Raw genomic sequence first — 18,835 nt, 5'->3', positions numbered from 1 at the left:
AAACAAAGTCTTTCGTTTCATTTTTCGAAAGAAAAAAACTCCCACAAAAACACTTTTAAAAGTTGATTTTGTGAGAGTTATGAAATTTTATAAAAATCTATTGTTCAGTTGAAAAATATTATTTCCTGATTAATTTGTGAGTCATCACCTTTATTCCATCAGAAATAATCATGAAATACACTCCGTTTGGAAGGTCAATTGGAAGAGCATCATACTCTTTGAATTCACCTTCTAAAACAATCTGTCCAACTTGATTCACTATTTTATACGTACCAGAAGAAAGTCCTTTTATTCGTACATCTTGTTGAGTTGGATTTGGATAAACTATTACCCCATATTTACTCAAATCGTCTGCAGAAGTAATTTCTCTTTCTTCGATAGTTATCATATCACTACCTGATACTTCAAAACGCTTATCATCATTAGTAATCATTGTTACAGTGATAGATTTCACTCCTCCAGTTAAATACTGCATTGTAATCGTAGGTTCAGAAGTAACCACAACATCAGTCGGATTTTCATCTGATGAATGCATTATATTTTCTCCAAAGTTCCACTCAAACTGTAAATCATCATCACCATTATGAGTGATAGAATAAGTAACATCTTCAAGGTTATAAGCTTCGTCTTTATCTATGCTTACTTCACCTTCGATAGAACCAAAGCTATTGTTTACTTTTAAAGCAGAAGTTGATGTTAGAGTAGACTTTTGGTTTTTCACCATCAGAGTTACTTCGTAGTCACCTGCTTCTGTATACAATACTTCATGTGGCCCTAAACCTTCGGCTTCTTCATCATTTTTAAAGTCCCACATCACTTCTTGCACAGTACCAAGTACTTCTGCTGTGAAAGTAACCGATTCATTTTTATTAATTTCATTAGAAGAAGAAGTTATTTTCACCGTTGGATCTTCTAGAGGAATTGATTTTGTAGTTGAGAATGTGATATCATCCACTCTCCAAAGAGTAGTGTGAGGATCATTATCCATTTGTTTTGTCCAACGTAGACGTAAATTTTCTACTGCAGGAATTTCCTCATCAATTTCTACCCAATACCAAATTGGGTTCGCTTCATTTACATAATCAAACTTACCCGATAACGAAATTTCAGTCCAGTTTACACCATCCGTAGAATACTCAAATTTCATGCTTTCGCCGTCGTCTTCATTTTGAACAGCATCACCATCAATGATTGAGCATTTCATCATACCAAATGATAATTGTAAATTTTCTATTCCAGATATATCAAAATTCTCTACTGAAAAAGTATTTTTAGTACCGTCGTTGCCCATAAACGCTGAATAAAGACCTGAAGCATTTGGATAACCAGAACTTGCATGAACTCCCCATTGTGGTCCATAATGAATATTAGCATTATTGTCTGCTGCTAAGGTGCCAACATTAGGTTTTCCAACCCATACTTGCCAAGCAGCACCACCTTCTACATATTCAAATCCTTCAAGGTCGTCTATGATTACATCTTCCTTAATAGACTCACTCTCCACATAATCGTAAACATTAATAGTTAAAGAATCAGTTGAAGAGTTTCCTTCGCTATCTTCTGCTTCAAGAACATATAGATAATTTCCAGCTGTTGGGAAATTCGCTTTAATCATTTCCTCAGTACTGATTTCTTGATCTTCATGATACCATTTATAGCTTACTATATCTCCTTTATTACTTGATGAGTTTGATCCATCTAATTCAATGTATAATGGAGCATATCCCATAGATTGAGAGCTATTAATAACTGCTTCTACTTTATCTCCAATTGCTACATTTATTGTCGAAGAAGCATCCGCGTCAAACTTTTGGTTTTTAACCATTACCGTCACCTCGTAGTCTCCTTCTTCTGTATACACTACTTCATGAGGACCTTGACCTTCTGCAGTTGATCCGTTATTAAAATCCCACTCTAATTCATCTACTGTACCTAATAATACAGCAGTAAAAGTAGCAGGTTCATCTGTATAGATTTCTGAAGGCGATGAGGCAATTTCTACAGTTGGAGCTTTTAATGCAACTGATCTTACCGTTGTGAATGTAATATCATCCACTCTCCAAAGAGTATTGTAAGGATCATTGTCCATTTGTTTTGTCCAACGTAAACGTAAATTTTCTACCGATGGAATATCTTCATCAAGTTCTACCCAATACCAAATTGGATTAGTCTCATTTACGTAATCGAATTTATCAGCCAACGAAATTTCAATCCAATTCACACCATCAGTAGAATATTCAAATTTCATGCTTTCACTGTTATCTTCATTCGGAACGGCATCTCCATCGATATTAGAACATTTCATCATACCAAAAGATAAACGAAGATTATCTACACCAGATACATCAAAATCCTCTATTGAAAAAACATTCTTGTCTGCTGTATTAATAAATGCTGAATAATCTCCTGAAGCATTGGGGTAACCCGAACTAGCGTGTACCCCCCATTGCGTACCATAATGAACATTTGCCGTATGATCTTCAGCTAAAGTCCCTACACTCGGTTTTCCAGCCCATACTTGCCAAGCTGGACCACCTTCTGTATAAACGTAACCTTCAAGACCTTCTACAATAAGTTCTTGTTCAACGGTCTCACTATCATTATAATCAAAAACGTTAATCGTTAATGTTTCTTTTGATGAGTTGCCTTCACTATCTTCTGCTTCTAGCTCATAAATATAATTTCCAGCTGTTGGGAAATTAACTCTAAGGATTTCTTCAGAACTAATTTCTTGATTATCGTGATACCATTTGTAACTTACTATTTCTCCATGCTTACTTGATGAATTCGATCCATCTAATTCTATATACAATGGAGCGTATCCCATAGATTGAGAGCTATTAATAATTGTCTTTACATTATCATTAATTGTTACTAATCGATACGATGTAGAATGTGCTACTCCATCGCTATCCGTTACTTTTAAATAAATAGTGTGTACCCCTTCTGTATCAAATGATAGTTTAACTTTCTCTGTTGTAGCGACTACTTCTCCTCCGAAAGTCCATTCATAAGCAGCAATTGTTTTTCCATCTACTGCATAAGAACCACTTCCATCAAACTCCACTTCAACAGGAACTTGTACATGGTTTTCTTCTACTGTAATTACACTTACAGGTTGATTTTCTGTTGCTAAAGGAAGCACCCAAAGACCCGTACCCATTGTCGCAATATATAAATGCTCTTTGTTGTCTTGATCTTTCCAAATTTTACCTCTTCTTGCTAAAGGATATTCCAAATCATTTTGACCAGGAGTTCCCGTTAAATCTTCCAAAGTAATATCTGATAAATCATCTCCAATAGTAGCTTTAAAGAAACGAATACCACTAGACATTTCTTCTCCTCTTTCTCTAACATGGAAAGTAAAATAAAATTCTTTTTCCTTACCTACTAAACCACCAAATCCTGTTTTACAGTTATAGATATTTACCCAATCTGGCACACCAAAAGCTTCTGCCATACTTCTATCCACCACTTTTGTAAAAGTAGCTCCTTGATCTATAGAAATATGTAGTTCATAATCTACATTTGAAGAATTACCTTTAGTGACTAATAAGTAACTTGTATTTCCTTGTGCCCAAACGTTCATATCACCATTAGAACCCCATTGTCCTTCAAGTCCGTTAGAAGAACCATTGATTAACAATTTTGTCCAAGTATATTCTCCGCTAGACTGTCTTTCTCCTCTAAATGAACCGTTACCACAACGTAAATAAACTACATTTCCGTCGTTTGGATCAGAGATAATTTTTCTACCCTGACTTTGAGCTTCACCATTAGAAATTTTTCTGAAATAATGCTCTTCATTGTCATTGATTAGTTCAAAAATATTATCAGTTACATACGCACCGCCAATAGTAGAAATATATACTCTACCTGGGTTAAGTACATCTGCGTGAATACTAGAAATTCTATTTTGATCACCTAATCCTCTTAAATCATCAGAATAACCATCAATTAAAACTTTATATTGATCTGCAGGACCGTCTAAGTTGGTCATTGTTTTCATCAATAATTTACCAGACCACTCTGATTGTGCTCCACCAAAACCATTGGCAGTACCCACTAAAATAAGAGGATCTTGACCTTCTTTCATTACTAATTCTCCCGCATCTGCGTTCCAGTTACCTTGGAATACAATTGTTGGTTGATTCCAAGTATCACCACCATCATAACTTTCTACAATACCATTATCTCCCATAAGTTGAGCTACATAGTTTTTGTAACCCACCATGTCCCAGTTATAAGTTGATGCTGTACCGTTTGTTCTATAAAAACGACGTCCATTTAAAGTTTTCACATACGTTGATGTCACACAATTCCAAGTAGACGTTGCGGTAACATCACCTACATAAGTAGACTGTTGAGACATAATGAAAGCACCTCTTGTGAAAGTGTGGTTTGTCCAAGACGCAGGGTAATAATCATACGTTCTAGAAACACCTTGATAATCATTCCATCCAATATCTTGGATATCCATACCTGGGTTTCTGAATACCTCTACAACTTCACCAGATACAACATCTGCATTTACCGTAAAACGTCCTTCTAAAAGTGCATTTTCAGTACCATTACCACCTCTTTTAAAAGTACCCATCAACATAAAATGCTCTGTATCAGTACTCGTTTTAGAAATAAGCGGTCTCCAATGTGTTTGATTTTTTTCTTGTAATAGACCTGAAGCGTCTATTTCTACCCAAGTAGTCTCAGTATATTTTCTAACATATAAACCAGAGTTACCATCATTTCTTACGTATAAAGCATAAACCCACTCTCCGTTGGGAGTAATGTCAGCTCCTCTACATAATGTTGTATTTGCAGGTGAATTCAGTTGAGACCAATTCAGACCTTCATCCTTTGATAAAAATAGACCTTCTGTTGCTGCTAATAATACTTCACCATTGGTAGGGTGTACAGTAATAGTATTGACATTTCTTTCTCCACTATTACCACTAAATACTTTTTTAGTCCAAGTCACACCAGCATCATTAGAGTAATACACTGCCTTTTCTCCATTTTCAGAAAAATGAGGCACTGTGTCTTCTAACCAAGAGGGTGCAACATACATATTGTTCTCATCTGATGGATCAATTGCCATAGCTGAGATTGGCACATCTATGAACATTTCTTGAACATCCCAAGAGGCACCTTGATCTTTTGATACTGCAAAACCATTAGTTGCTCCTAATAACATCGTATTAGAATTGGTTGGTGCAATAGCAATATTAAATACATTGTTAAAAGGTGATGAATGTACATAATGCCATTTTTGACCATAGTCATCAGAGTAGTAATATCCTTCCATATCACTACATAAATACATTCGTCCGTCAATAGTTGGATCACATATTACATGTTGCACCTGACCACCATGACCGGGGTTAGCGTTCTTCCATTGAGCTGATAAGTTTGTTCCTATCAAAAAGAATAAAACAAGTAATAAAGTGTTCTTTAAGTAATTCTTTTTCATTGAATCTATTTTTAAAAAAATTTCATTTCAAAAAAGCTCTTATTAGATAAATAGCATCTCTAATAAGCATAATCCAAGATTCAAAAAAGTAATCGCAAAAGTCTATTGTTTTCTATATTGAAAGAAAACACTGCTTTTTAAGCGTCTAATTCGCTAATTAATATACCAAGATTTAATATTTCCATAGAAATTTTTAGAGATCCTTAGACTCTATTCGGTATATCAAATTTGTTCTTCAATGAAAAAAGCGTTTCTACATTGGTGGTAATTTGATACAAATTAGTTATCGATCACACCAATACTACACTAAAAATATTATATAAAAAGAGGCTGTCTCAAATATATTGAAACAGCCTCTTAAAATAGATTACTTACAAAAATGTCCCACAGTTGTTTAATTAAAATCGGAAGTTTGAATGGTCTATGTGAGCCTACTCTTCCAATTCAACTATTCACCTGTTTATTGGGCAAGTAACTTAATATTGTAAATATGTTCTCCATCAAAGATTCTAACAATGTAGATTCCTTTTCTTTGGAAAGGTACACTTACTTTTGATGTAGTTACTTCCATTGTTTCTAGACGTTGACCTGTAGTGTTGTAAATTCTTACTTCGCCAATAGGTTGGTCTTTTTGATGTTGTATATGAAGTTGGCCTTTTGCTGCCCAAACTTTCATTAACTTCAACTGGTCTTCGATACTTGTAGGTGGAGTTTCTTCTTTCTCATCCTCTATAAAGTGAGCATCCTTGATAAAGAACGTTCTATCATAGAAAGGAAGGATGAAAGATGCATTACTATCATCGTATTCAGATGAAACAATAAGAGTTTCTATTTCCTCTTTTACTCCATCATTTAAAATTTGGATATGAAGAGTATCAGAAATTTGTTCTCCCGCTTTGAATTGTATCATTGCTGATGATTTATTTAATGAATAATCATTCTCATCAGAAGTACCACTTAAATCTAAATTGATATCAAGATCTTGAGGCATTTCAAAAGGAGTTGTTGCGTAAACTACTACCTCATCTCTTGTGTCTTCATACAATGTATCTGAAGCTATCAAACGATAAGTTACAGGGAAACGACCTTCATTTATTATTTTAATATCGGCATTTGATTGTGCACCTATATCTACATGGCCAGAAATTACACTTGATAAACCAACGGTAACAAGTTCATCAGACTCAGCGATAAAGTCGTCCAAAACTGCACTTACTAAAATCTCTTCAGACATTGTCTCGCCTTCAGCAATAAATAGTGTATCAGTTTCTAGATGGATATCATCTGGGTTCGATAAAACTGCTAAACGAATATAACTGTCTTCTTTTGCCGGAACATCTAATTCTGCATAAAGTACTGCTGACTCTTGTGTTGCTTCGTGAAGTACATTTTTATCGACTACAATACTCGCCATTGCTCTATCATCCAAAGTAAACATTGGACCTTCGGCTTGACCGTAACTTGTAGATACTTTGATCAATCCTCCAGTTTCAAGTGTTTCAGGAATAGTGAACTTAATAGTTGTACTATTTTCTACAACAAAACGATCTGAATTATAGAAAGTGCCACCAATAGCTACACTTGTTACCCCTAAAAATCCTTCGCCTTTGATTGTAATTTCATCACCTCTCTTAGCATAATCGCTAGAGATTGAAGTAATCAAAGTTTCTCTTTGTATGATTTCAATATCATCAATTTTAACAATGTTAGCACCTGTCAGGTTTTCTACTCTAAAACGGATAGCTACATTGTCTGACATAGGGATATCTTCATTAGTAGATACTCTAAACCAAGTAGGTTGGAAAGGTATAGCATCGAAAGACATTTGTGTCCAAGTACGTAAACCATCAGTAGAGTATTCAACGATCAACTCGCTACCATCTGTATTCCAATTTTCGAAACGATACATACCAAATCTTAAAGTGGTACCAGGTCTGTATACATTTATTTTATCAAAAATTACATACATTCCATTTTCGTTCAAGAAGAAGTAGTGACCACCAGAAGCTCCTTCGTACTTGTCAGCTCCCATATTCCAATCTGGGTGTTCCTCTTTAGACATTCCACCTAAAAGGCTTTCACAAGAAATATTTGCATTACCTGTAATTAAGAAGTCTTTGGCGTTCCAGAAGTGTTGTTTTGTCACATGGTCATACATGTTAGACCATGGTCTATTGCTTCTATTTAAGTAGGTTGGCGGTAAACGATCTCCCCAAGATTTTGGTTCTATGTTGTTCGGATTGTTTAATGTTTCTTTAAAGAAATATTCTCCAGGACCCGGTTTATCTTCATCATAAATTTCTACTTCTAATGAAAACGGAACTACTCTATCTGAAATTCCAGCACTTGTCGAAGAAGCTGAAAGGTATAATTTTTTACCATATTCCTCGACTGTATTATCAACAATTTTTACTTTAGTTGATGCCACCGTAGTACCTGCTGGGAAGTATAAACTTTTTGATGAGATGATGACACTTTCTCCATCTACAATATAGTTTCCTGAAGCATCATTTAAGAATACAAACTCATCGGTTGCAAGCGCTTCTTCTAAAGTAGCTGTCAAAGTAAGTTCGTCTTCATCTGATTCTATCACCCAATTTTTATCAATTGATAATGTAACCATTGGTCTAGGGTTATCATGATAAATACCTACATTATCCATCCACCAACCTATCTCGTCGTTGTCTTCAAGGTTTGTAAAACGTATCGTTAAATTATCAGATTCTGGTAAAAAGCCTTGAATTTGTAGTGTTTCAAATGATTTTTGACCTGAATGATTCCAATCTAAAGTTAAACTATTATAGGTTATACCTTCATCTGTAGAGTATTCTACTCTAAAGTCATTCATGGCATCTGCTTGTCCTTTCTTATGTTCAGGTATTAATTGGAAACCTAACTTCAAGTCTGTATGACCAGTAGTCACTATACCAGACATAATAATATTATTGGTAGCATTACCTAAGAAGTTTACATAACTATCAAAAGTTTGATTAGATCCTGGAGCTGCTTCTCTTTTTCCAATTCTCGCTGTACCTGTATAGACGACTTCTTTAATGTCGAAATATCCGTTATTATAGTAGGTATCAATACTTCCATTCTCTCTCCAACCAAATGTTTCAATCCCAAGAACATAATCTTCATTGTACTCATCTAGTATTGTTAAACTAACTGTTTCAGGATATTCTGTATGAATACCTGCCGATGAAGAAACAATATCAAGATGCATTATTTCATTTCCTTCCTGTACCCCATCTCTTAAAATAATTAGTTTAGCAGTTGCTTCAGAGGTACCCGGATTAAAAATAAATTGAGCTATATCTTTATCTCCAGTCGAACTATATACTTCGTAATCATCTTGATCAATTCCATTCCCTGAAATAGCAAAGTTTACTGTTTGTGTTGAAAATACTGGAACTTCAGAAGTTAAAGTAAGTGTTACTTCTGTTTGGTCGATCTCTGAAACTACATCCTCACTTAGAGTAAGAGTCACTTTAGGTAATTCATCATCATGTACCATAAATGTAACTGTAGGTGAAGGGTCTCCAATAAGTGCACCTCCATCAATAGATTCAACAGATATAACCACCTCTTCAGATACTTCTAAAATAGCATCATTTACTACTTCAAATTGAGCTGTAGCAGAGGTAGTACCATCAGTAACAACCAATGTATTGTCATTGCCCAAAGTATATACTCTTTGGTGTGTTCTATCTTCAGGTAATGATAAAGTGATGGTTTGATCACCTTCCACTTTTTTAGTAAAATGTGCCGTTACAGTGATTTTTTCACCAGATCCTTCTGTAATTTCAGTCTTGTCGACCTCCAAGTTGAATAAACTTGCTGGAGAATCATCATCAAAAACTGTGATTTGAATCTGAGACATTTCTCCAACTTCAACTGAAGCTGATGTAGTAGCTATTTGAATAGTAATATCCCTTGTTGCTTCTTCAATATCATTATCAATCACATCTAAAATTGCTTTTCCTATTGTCTCACCAGCAGGAATAGTCACAACATTAGCTGCATTCGTTCCACCAACATCTGTTAAAGTGAATTCATCAGTAGGTAAACTTCCTGAAGTGGTTAATGTTATTTCAACATCTTGAGCTTCCACTTTAGATAATTCAAACTCAATTTCGATAGGATCATCATTTTCATTAATAGAAAGATCTGCAGTTTTGACATTCGCATAAGTAGGTAATAATTTACCTATTACACTAATATCATCTACTCTAAAACGGAATGTGGGATCTGTTAAACTAAATTTGAATTCTAGATCAGAAGTGGCTGGAATCATTCCATCTGTAAGGATGTAATAGTTCCAAAGATTTACACGACCAACTACCAAAGGTAATTCTAAATTAGTCCAAGTACCGTTGTTTGCTTTATCTCTGTACTCAATCGTCATTCCTTTATCAAGGTCGATATTTTTCCATTTTGAAATACCAAGAGCTAAAGCTATTTCACCATAACCTTCTGTATTAATACCATCCATTATAACAACAGCACCTGGGTCTGCAGAATCAATGATACCATAGTTACGTCCTGAAGCTCCTTGATAAACGCCTAAGTTATCACCTGATCCACCCCCGTAACCATTATTACCAAACTTTAATCCTGAACCACTCACTTGGTAAAAATTATAAGGTGATGAAGGATCAAGGGTAGCACCGTCGTCGGTTCCCGAAGCATTTGTAAAATCAATTGTTCCTAAAACAGTCGTTGAAAAATTATCAATAATTACTTCTTCAGAAGAAGTCACATCAGGACCAGTTAAAGTAAATGTACCTGTTGTTGCCCCTGCCGGTACAGCAAAGACTATTTCATTGTCTGATACTTTCTTATGATAATCTGAAGCTATTCCATTAAATACTACACCGCTAGTATTCCCAATATCTACACCTTTTACAGTAATAAAACCTGATGTAGTGGTTTCTTTTGGATAAAATTCGGTGATTTCTTGTGCATTCGTTATTTGAAAAGCAAACAACGATACCAGAAATATCCAACTGTATATATTTTTTATATTACTCATTTGATGATCATTTTTTGGATATTAACAAGAGAATTATTTTCATAAATCCTCACTAAATAAATTCCTTTAGGAAGATTAATTTCTACAGCTTGATGTGCATTAAATTGTGAGGTCTGTAAATGTTGACCTTGCATATTAAAGATCTCTACAGATCCACTTTGCACTCCTCTTACTTTAAATTGAGAGGTGGTAGGATTAGGATAAATCTCAACAGACTTCTTTAGTAAGTCCTCAGAAGAAGTGATATCTGAAGCTTTTACCATTAAAACATCATCGGTTGTAATTGTAAATACTTCTCCTCCTCTTGTGATTACTTTAACAGTTACTGTCTTCTTTCCTTCTGATGAATATTTTACAACATGAGGACCTTCTCCTTCAGAACTTTCTGCAATTGCACCTTCTCCAAAATCCCATTCGTATTTAAATATTTCACCATTATGATCCAGAACTAAAACAACATCCTCATTGGTAAATACCTCATCGCTACTTGGAAATACTTGTCCAGTTATAGAGTTAAAAATATTTGATACTCGAATTGAAGTAAGTTGAACAGCATCTCCCATATGGTTAATAGCTCTCACTTTCACTTCATAATTTCCCTGTTCTTGGAAACTGATTTGATGTGGTCCTTTTCCAAATGCAACATCCATATCATTACCAAAATCCCATTCAATTTTAGATACTGTACCAAATACCTCTGCAGAAAGTGTGATCATTTCATTTTTATCTACTGATGTATTTGAGGCGATTACATTAATTTTTGGTTTATCCATTATTACCCCTGTAGGTACAGAAAAAACAACATCATCGATACGCCATAAAGTATTTAAATCATTGGCATCCCCTTTTCTTGTCCATCTAAGTCTCAAGTTTTCTACTGATGGGAATTGCTCGTCTAATTCAACCCAGTACCACAAAGGGTTTTCTTCATTATTATAATTGAATTTATTCGCTAATGAGATTTCAGTCCAAGTAGTGCCATCTGTAGAATATTCAAACAGTAAACTTTCTCCGTTATCGTCATTTTGAACTGCTGTTCCATCAACTACAGAGAATTTCATTAAACCTAATGAGATTTTTACATGATCATGTCCTGAAATATCCAATTCTTCTAAAGAGAATACCTCATCATTTTGAACAAAAGCAGAGTATAAACCTGTAGATTGTTCATAACCTGAACTTGCATGAATGCCCCAAGTAGGTCCGAAATGGATCTTAGCATTATTATCTTCCGCCAGTTTAGCGTGTCTTGGTTCTCCACCCCAAAGTTGCCCATTGTTATTGGGATCAATGATGGTAAAACCTTCGAAGTCTTCTCTTATTAATCTTTTATAACCTGTTGATTCACCTGTAAACTTACTTACCTCAATATCAATCGCACTTGAGGCCTTTTCTCCATTGGCATCTTCAATTTCTAAAACGTAGGTAAATGAACCAGCCTCTTTATGATATGGATTAAATTTAACTTCTTCTGAAACTACGTTATCATTTAAAATCCATCTATAAGCTACTATATCTACATCGCCACTTTTTGATTCAGAACCATCTAAACCAATATATAAAGGAGCAAAACCAACAGTTTGTGTAGTCGTAATTTTACTTGATAACGTTAAATCTAACGCTCTAATACTTTTAGTAGTTCTACCTTGATCTCCTAGATCATCAGTCACTAATAAAGTAACGACATATACTCCTTCGTTTTCATAGGTATGTGATGCTGTTACTCCTTCTGCAGTTGTTCCATCACCAAAATCCCATTCATATTTTACAATAGTTCTATCTTCAAAAGGTTGTGAAGCTGATGCATCGAATTGGATTGTTGCCGGAATTTGAGCTTCATCTTGATCAACATCAATAATGCCCACTGGAGCTTCAGGTTTTTGTAAAGCTAACTTCCACATACCTGTACCCATTGTCGCTACATATAAATGTTGTCTTTCGTTCTCATCTTTCCAAATTTTACCTCTACGCGCCACAGGAAATTCTATATAGTGTCCGTTAGGATCACCCGTCAAATCTTCTAAAGTTATATCCGATAAATTGTCTCCAATTCTAGCTTTAAAAAAGGCGATACCTCTTGTGATTTTCTCTCCATGTTCTCTAGCGTGGAATGTAAAGTAAAACTCTTTGTTTTGACCCACTAAGCCTCCAAATGCTGTCTTATTATTAAAGATATCTAACCATGTTGGATGGTTAAAAGTTAAGGCCGTTTCTCTATCTACCACCGATGTGAAGTTATTACCATTATCATCAGAAAGGAATAATTCATAATCCATGTCTGAACTATTTCCTTTAGTAACTAAAAGGTATGAAGTAGCACCATCAGCCCAAACAGTGAAATCACCATTCGATCCCCACTGTCCTTCTAAACCTTCAGAAGAACCATTAATTAATAATTTTGTCCATAGATATTCTCCATTTACCTGACGTTCTCCTCTAAATGAACCATTAGAACAACGGTAATACACTATATCAGAATTTACAGGGTCTGACATTATTTTTCTACCCTGAGATTCTGTTTCTCCTGAAGTGATTTTTCTGAAATAATAATCTGAGTTATTTTTGATTAACTCAAAGATATTATCAGTTACATAAGCACCGCCAATAGTAGAAATATATACACGTTCTGGCTGAAGTGGATCACTATGTATAGAAGAAATTCTATTGTTATTTCCTAAACCTTTTGTACTTCCGGTATTTCCATCAATTAATACAGAAAAAGTATCTGAGGGACCCTCTAAATTTTTGATGCGTTTCATTAATAAACGACCATCCCATTTATCTATAGCTCCACCAAAACCGTTAGCAGTTGCTGCTAAAATTAATGGCTCTTCTCCATCCGCAAGAATAGTTTCTAAAGCGTCTGAGTTCCAGTTTCCTTGATTAACAATAGTAGGTTGGTTCCAAGATTCACCACCGTCATAACTTTCTACTAAACCATTATCGGCCATACCTTGTACCACATAATTTTTATAACCAGTCATATCCCAGTTAAAAGTAGAAGCTGTACCATTTGTTCTAAAGAACCTTCTTCCATTTAATGTTTTTACATAGGTTGAAGTAACACAATCCCATGTACTTGGTTCTGTTACATCTCCCACATAAGCAGATTGTTGAGACATAATAAATGCCCCTCTTGTAAAACTGTTATTTGTCCATGAATCAGGGAAATAATTGTATGTTCTTGTTACTCCTCTGTATTCGTTCCATCCAATTTCTTTGATGTCCATTCCTGGCCACATAAATGCATTTGAAATGGTACCGGCAACTACATCGCCAGAGACATTAAAAGAACCTTCTAATAAAGCATTTTCTACTTCATTTCCACCTCTGTAGAAAGTACCCATCATCACATAATGCTGTGTTGCAGTACTCTTATCAGAAATAATTGGTCTCCAATGCGTTTGATCTTTTTCTTGCATGATACCATTAGCATCTAGTTCTACCCATGTGCCATTATCGTATTTTCTTACGTATAACCCAGAGTTACCATCATTTCTAATGTACAATGCATACACCCAAGTACCGTCAGGAGAAATTGCGGCACCCATACAATCACCTGTATTAGAAGGAGCTTCGATTAACGACCAAGTAGTACCGTTATCTGATGATGAGAATAATCCTTCTTGAGCTGCCAAAACAACATCTCCAAGACTAGGGTGAACTGATAAAGTAAATACATTTCTTTTACCACTACCTACTATATAATTTGCTTTATGCCAAGTAGTACCACCATCTTTTGTTGAGTATACTTCTCTTACACCTGTTGGCGAGAATTCTTTAACCTCATCTTCTAACCAAGATGGAGCAAAATACATGATATCCTCATTATTAGGGTCAATAGCAAGAGCTTGTACTGGATAATCAATAAGATCTTCAAGAACAGTCCAAGTTGTACCTGCATCTTTAGATAAAGCAACACCATTAGTGGCGCCCATTAATAAAGTATTTGAATTAGATGGAGCAACGGTAATATTAAAAATATTATTGAAAGGAGAAGATGGATGGTAAATCCATTTCTGTCCATAATCATCGGACACATAATAACCTTCCATATCACTACATAAATACATACGCCCGTCAATATTTGGATCACAAATCACATGTTGGAGCTGTCCACCATGTCCGGGGTTTGTATTGTACCATTGCGCTGAAGCTACATGAGCATGTAGCAGCACACAGATCAGAAGAAATACTGATCTAAAAAATGATATCAATTTCATAATTAAGTTGTCTTAAGTAAGTCTTTAGTATTATAGATTTGAATGCAGCATAAATAAAAAGTGCATTCAAGTAGAATAGGTTATCTCATCAATAAATCAAACCATCTTTTTATTATTATAAGATAGAGGCATTTGTAAAAGCGTTATATCTAACTGTTTTTAAATAGATAAAACGTTTTTACGAATGCTTACACATCTTTAAAAAGAAGGGCTCTATTTATAGAAATTGTGAGATTCCCTCAATTATATATTAGCTTTTTGGTACTGGTTGCTCATACCAAATTTGTAATCTTCCTTGTTTAGGATTGTGCTCAAGTACTTGTTCCCAAGGAACTACACCTACTCTATCTGCCCATGTTTGCCAAGCGGCTTTCATTTCCTGAAGTTTTTGAGGATGTTCAGCGACAATATTTTTTGCCTCTACTGGATCCTTCGATAAATCATATAATTCATCCGTTCCTTCAGGATAGATGTTGACCCATTTCCAATTTCCCACTCGAGCAGCTTTGTTGCCTTCGTGTTCCCAGAATAAACCTTTATGTCCGTCTCTAACATCACCTGTTAAAATTGGTACTAAAGATCTACCTTCCATAGGTTGTATCGTTTGATTTTTATGGGTAGTTGGATAATCGGCTTGAGCTAGTTCCATAATAGTAGTCATTACATCTACAATATGGCCAGGTTGATTATCTATAGATTTTGGTTTCACCATTTTAGGATATTGCACTATAAAAGGAGTTCTGATACCGCCTTCATGTCCCCAATGCTTAAACATTCTATAAGGAGTGTTACTTACATTAGCCCAAGGTAATTTATAACATCCGAATGAACCTTGTTCACCAAGAGGGATGTTAGGATCTCCCCATGAGTAATCTTCTCTAGTACCTCCATTATCTGATAAGAAAATGATCATGGTATTATCTAGTTCACCTAGTTCTTCTAACTTTTTAACTAGATCACCAATACCTCTATCCATATTTTCTATTTGAGCAGCATAAATAGACATACGTAAATCGTAATCATCTTTTTCTGCTTCAGATAGTTTATCCCAATCATCTACTAAACGATCTGTTTTTGAGATAGGATAATCTTGAGGAATAATTCCCAACTCTTTTTGCTTCTTAAAGCGAGTTTGACGTACCTCTTCAAAGTTTCTTTTGTATTTACCTCTGTATTTAGCAATATCTTCTGCTCTTGCTTGCAAAGGAAAGTGGGGGGCTACATGTGCTAAGTATAGAAAAAATGGTTGATCTTCTTTACTCATTTCTTCTACGAATTTAGCTCCGTATTCGTTAATAGCTTCAGTTGAATAGTAATCTTCTCCAGGATGTTCTAAAAGGCTATCATTTATAGCTACAACTTGATCTCCTGGAAAAGGATAAAAATACGCTCCTCCATGATGAGGGAATCCATAAAATTTATCAAATCCTTTTTTTGTTGGCCAATAAGCTTCGTCATTACCCACATGCCATTTTCCTGAAAGGGCAGTATTGTATCCATTAACTTTTAGGGCCTCAGCAATAGTTACTGCATTATTAGGTATGTATCCACCATAATTTGGTAAATCACAATCCTCTTGCATAAAACCCATATTTGCTTGATGAGGGTACAAGCCTGTTAATAAGCTTGCTCTTGTTGGACAACATCTAGAAGCATTGTAAAACTGTGTTAGGCGCATACCGTTATCGGCCATTTTGTCGATAGATGGAGTATTAATTTCTCCACCATAACAACCCAGATCCGAATAACCCATGTCATCTGCCAAAATCAAGACAATATTAGGTCTCTTCTCTGTTTTCTCTGCCTGCCCTGCCTTTGGAGCACAAGAATAAATAAAAGCAGATAAACTAAAAAAAAGTAGTATAAGTGTCTTCTTCATATCATTCATTATAATTAAGTAAGTTCTTGCAAGGCAATAAGTCGGTCGCCTTATGATCGTTAGTAAGTCTCTCTAAAAAAGTTATATGGGATATCCCATATATAATATTCAAAAAGAATATTTTGAAAAAGAGGGATGTATTGCTACATCCCTCAAATTATATTTACTGATGGATAAATCTACCCGTTAGGATTTCATTTCCAGTATTTAATCTAATGATATAAACACCTCTTTGTAAATTTTGTGCATTTAAAGTGGCACGACCGTTTACAACATTGATGATAGATACTAAGTTAATTCTACCTTCTGCATTGTAAATTGATACTTGCGCATTGTTAATATTCAATTTGTTATCTACGAATAACGATAATTGATTATTTACAGCATGTACTTTTAATTTATCCAATGCTTTTTCTAAATCAATAGATGTTGGAGGTCCTGTAGGTGCTTTAATTAAGATCGAAACAGATCTTGTTTCACCTATAACTGCACCATCACCCATTGTGGAAGCCATTGTAAGAGTTAGTGTCTCATCTTCTTCAAAGTCATCACTGTCTTCTAAGATAGATAATGTTGCCATATCAGATTCCGAAGCATCTTTAGCAATAGTTAATTCAGATTTATCTAAATCATAATCATCATCACTAATTCCTTCTCCTGATACTTCTAACATCACTTTCGTTTCACTGATAGCACCAGCACTTGTTGTTAATTTAATTTCTACAACATCACCTTCCATTACTTCACTTTCAGAAGATGTAATTGTAATGATTGGGAAAGCTAAATCAATCACAAAGTCGTCCATTGAAGTGGTGTCTTTCTCATAGTTTTCTGTCATGATTGATACAGGTGCAGTAATTGCTCCTTCAGGAACATAAACCTCAGCAACCGAATCATTTAATGACATAAATTCACTAGCGTCTACATCTCCAAACTTGATGCTTGAGATATTGTAAAGATTATCACCGTGTAGGTAAATTAAACCACCAACAGGACCACTTGCAGGAGAGAAACTTTCTAAGTATGGCTCTGCTGCCATTGCATCTAAATTATCCACAGAGGTTACATTACCGCCTTCAGTTCTTTCGATTAGAACTTGTGCTCTACCCACTGCATCTGCTCCAAAAGGAACAACTAAACTTAAAGATTTACCATCTTGCGAAGTTTCAAATTCAGTTACTTCAATTTCACCTAACCATACCTTACTAACGTTAGTAAGAGACGATCCTAATACCTGAACTGATTTACCTACTTTTTGCTTTTGTGGTTCAAATCCTGAAATTTGAGCCGCACCTGCTGGGTAGCCAGTTACTTTTACATCATCAATAAAGATATGATTATCTACATCCTTTACAACTTCCCATTTAAGAGATAAATTTGGAGTTGAAGGAAGTTTATATCCTACTCTAACTTGCTCTAAAGTACCACCAACAGAATATGGCATAGAACCACCACCAAATTCTTTAAATTCTCCGCCATTTTCAGAGAAATATAATTTTAAAGCTCCATCTAATTGTAACCAACCCCAATAAGCTGTACCAAATGAAAGACGGATGTTCTCTAAACCTTCTGTATCAATTCCAGAAATAGTAATTGATTGGCCTTTTTTCATACCATAAACAGCTCTAGCTGAGCCACCTTCGTAGTTGGCCTTATCTTGACCACCAAACCAAACTCTTGATGCACCACCAGAATAGGTAATATGCTTTAATTCTTGAGCTGCTTGATTACCATCAACTCCCCACCATAAAGTACCACCACCGTAAGGTGCATCTTCAAATGGCTCATGCATAATTAAAATTTCAGCATCTGAGAATTGTTTAGGATATAAAAATTCTTGGTGTGAACCTCTAATTCTACCATCTTTAGTAATAAAGGTAACAGAATCCTTCACATCATCCTCTATGTATTCTGGTACTACAAAATACATTTCAGTATCTGTAGACTCAGAGATAATCTCCGCTTCAGCTGCTCCAATCTTAATTGTTTGTACTGTAGATAATAAATTAGTACCAGTTACTGTAATTGTATCTCCTGGAAAACCAGAGTTAGGAGTATAATCTGCTAATTCAGGAAAAGTACTAACACCAGTATCTTTATCTTTTGTAATATGTTCTTGTGCGTTTGCTGTAAAAGTCGTTGCTGCTCCAATAGTTAGGGTTGTCAGCATCAACTTACTCATTGACTTGAGTAGTTGTAATCCTTTCATAAAAGTAAAGTTTTAAATT

General features: G+C 35.1%; 5 protein-coding genes. All 5 read right to left on the bottom strand.

Going from position 1 to position 18,835, the window contains the following annotated elements; translation table 11 throughout:
• Positions 1-118 precede the first annotated feature (118 nt).
• A complete protein-coding gene (locus NH26_RS19730) occupies positions 119-5,470 on the bottom strand; it encodes a PKD domain-containing protein (RefSeq protein WP_044217684.1) in 5,352 nt (1,783 codons plus the stop codon).
• A gap of 460 nt (positions 5,471-5,930) precedes the next feature.
• Positions 5,931-10,505: a T9SS type A sorting domain-containing protein gene (locus tag NH26_RS19725; RefSeq protein WP_044217683.1), complete on the bottom strand. Its 4,575-nt coding sequence runs from the start codon at positions 10,503-10,505 to the stop codon at positions 5,931-5,933.
• A complete protein-coding gene (locus tag NH26_RS19720) occupies positions 10,502-14,728 on the bottom strand; it encodes a PKD domain-containing protein (protein ID WP_084812286.1) in 4,227 nt (1,408 codons plus the stop codon). The genes NH26_RS19725 and NH26_RS19720 overlap by 4 nt, the downstream gene beginning before the upstream one ends.
• Positions 14,729-14,978: 250 nt before the next feature.
• Complete coding sequence (locus NH26_RS19715; RefSeq protein WP_044218112.1) at positions 14,979-16,607, bottom strand: arylsulfatase; 1,629 nt, start codon at positions 16,605-16,607, stop codon at positions 14,979-14,981.
• Between the two features lie 163 nt (positions 16,608-16,770).
• A complete protein-coding gene (locus NH26_RS19710; protein WP_044217678.1) occupies positions 16,771-18,816 on the bottom strand; it encodes an IPT/TIG domain-containing protein in 2,046 nt (681 codons plus the stop codon).
• Positions 18,817-18,835: the final 19 nt, after the last annotated feature.

The sequence above is a fragment of the Flammeovirga pacifica genome, assembly GCF_000807855.2.
In the GTDB taxonomy this organism is placed as follows: Bacteria; Bacteroidota; Bacteroidia; order Cytophagales; family Flammeovirgaceae; genus Flammeovirga; species Flammeovirga pacifica.
This window is presented reverse-complemented; position numbering and strand designations above follow the sequence as displayed.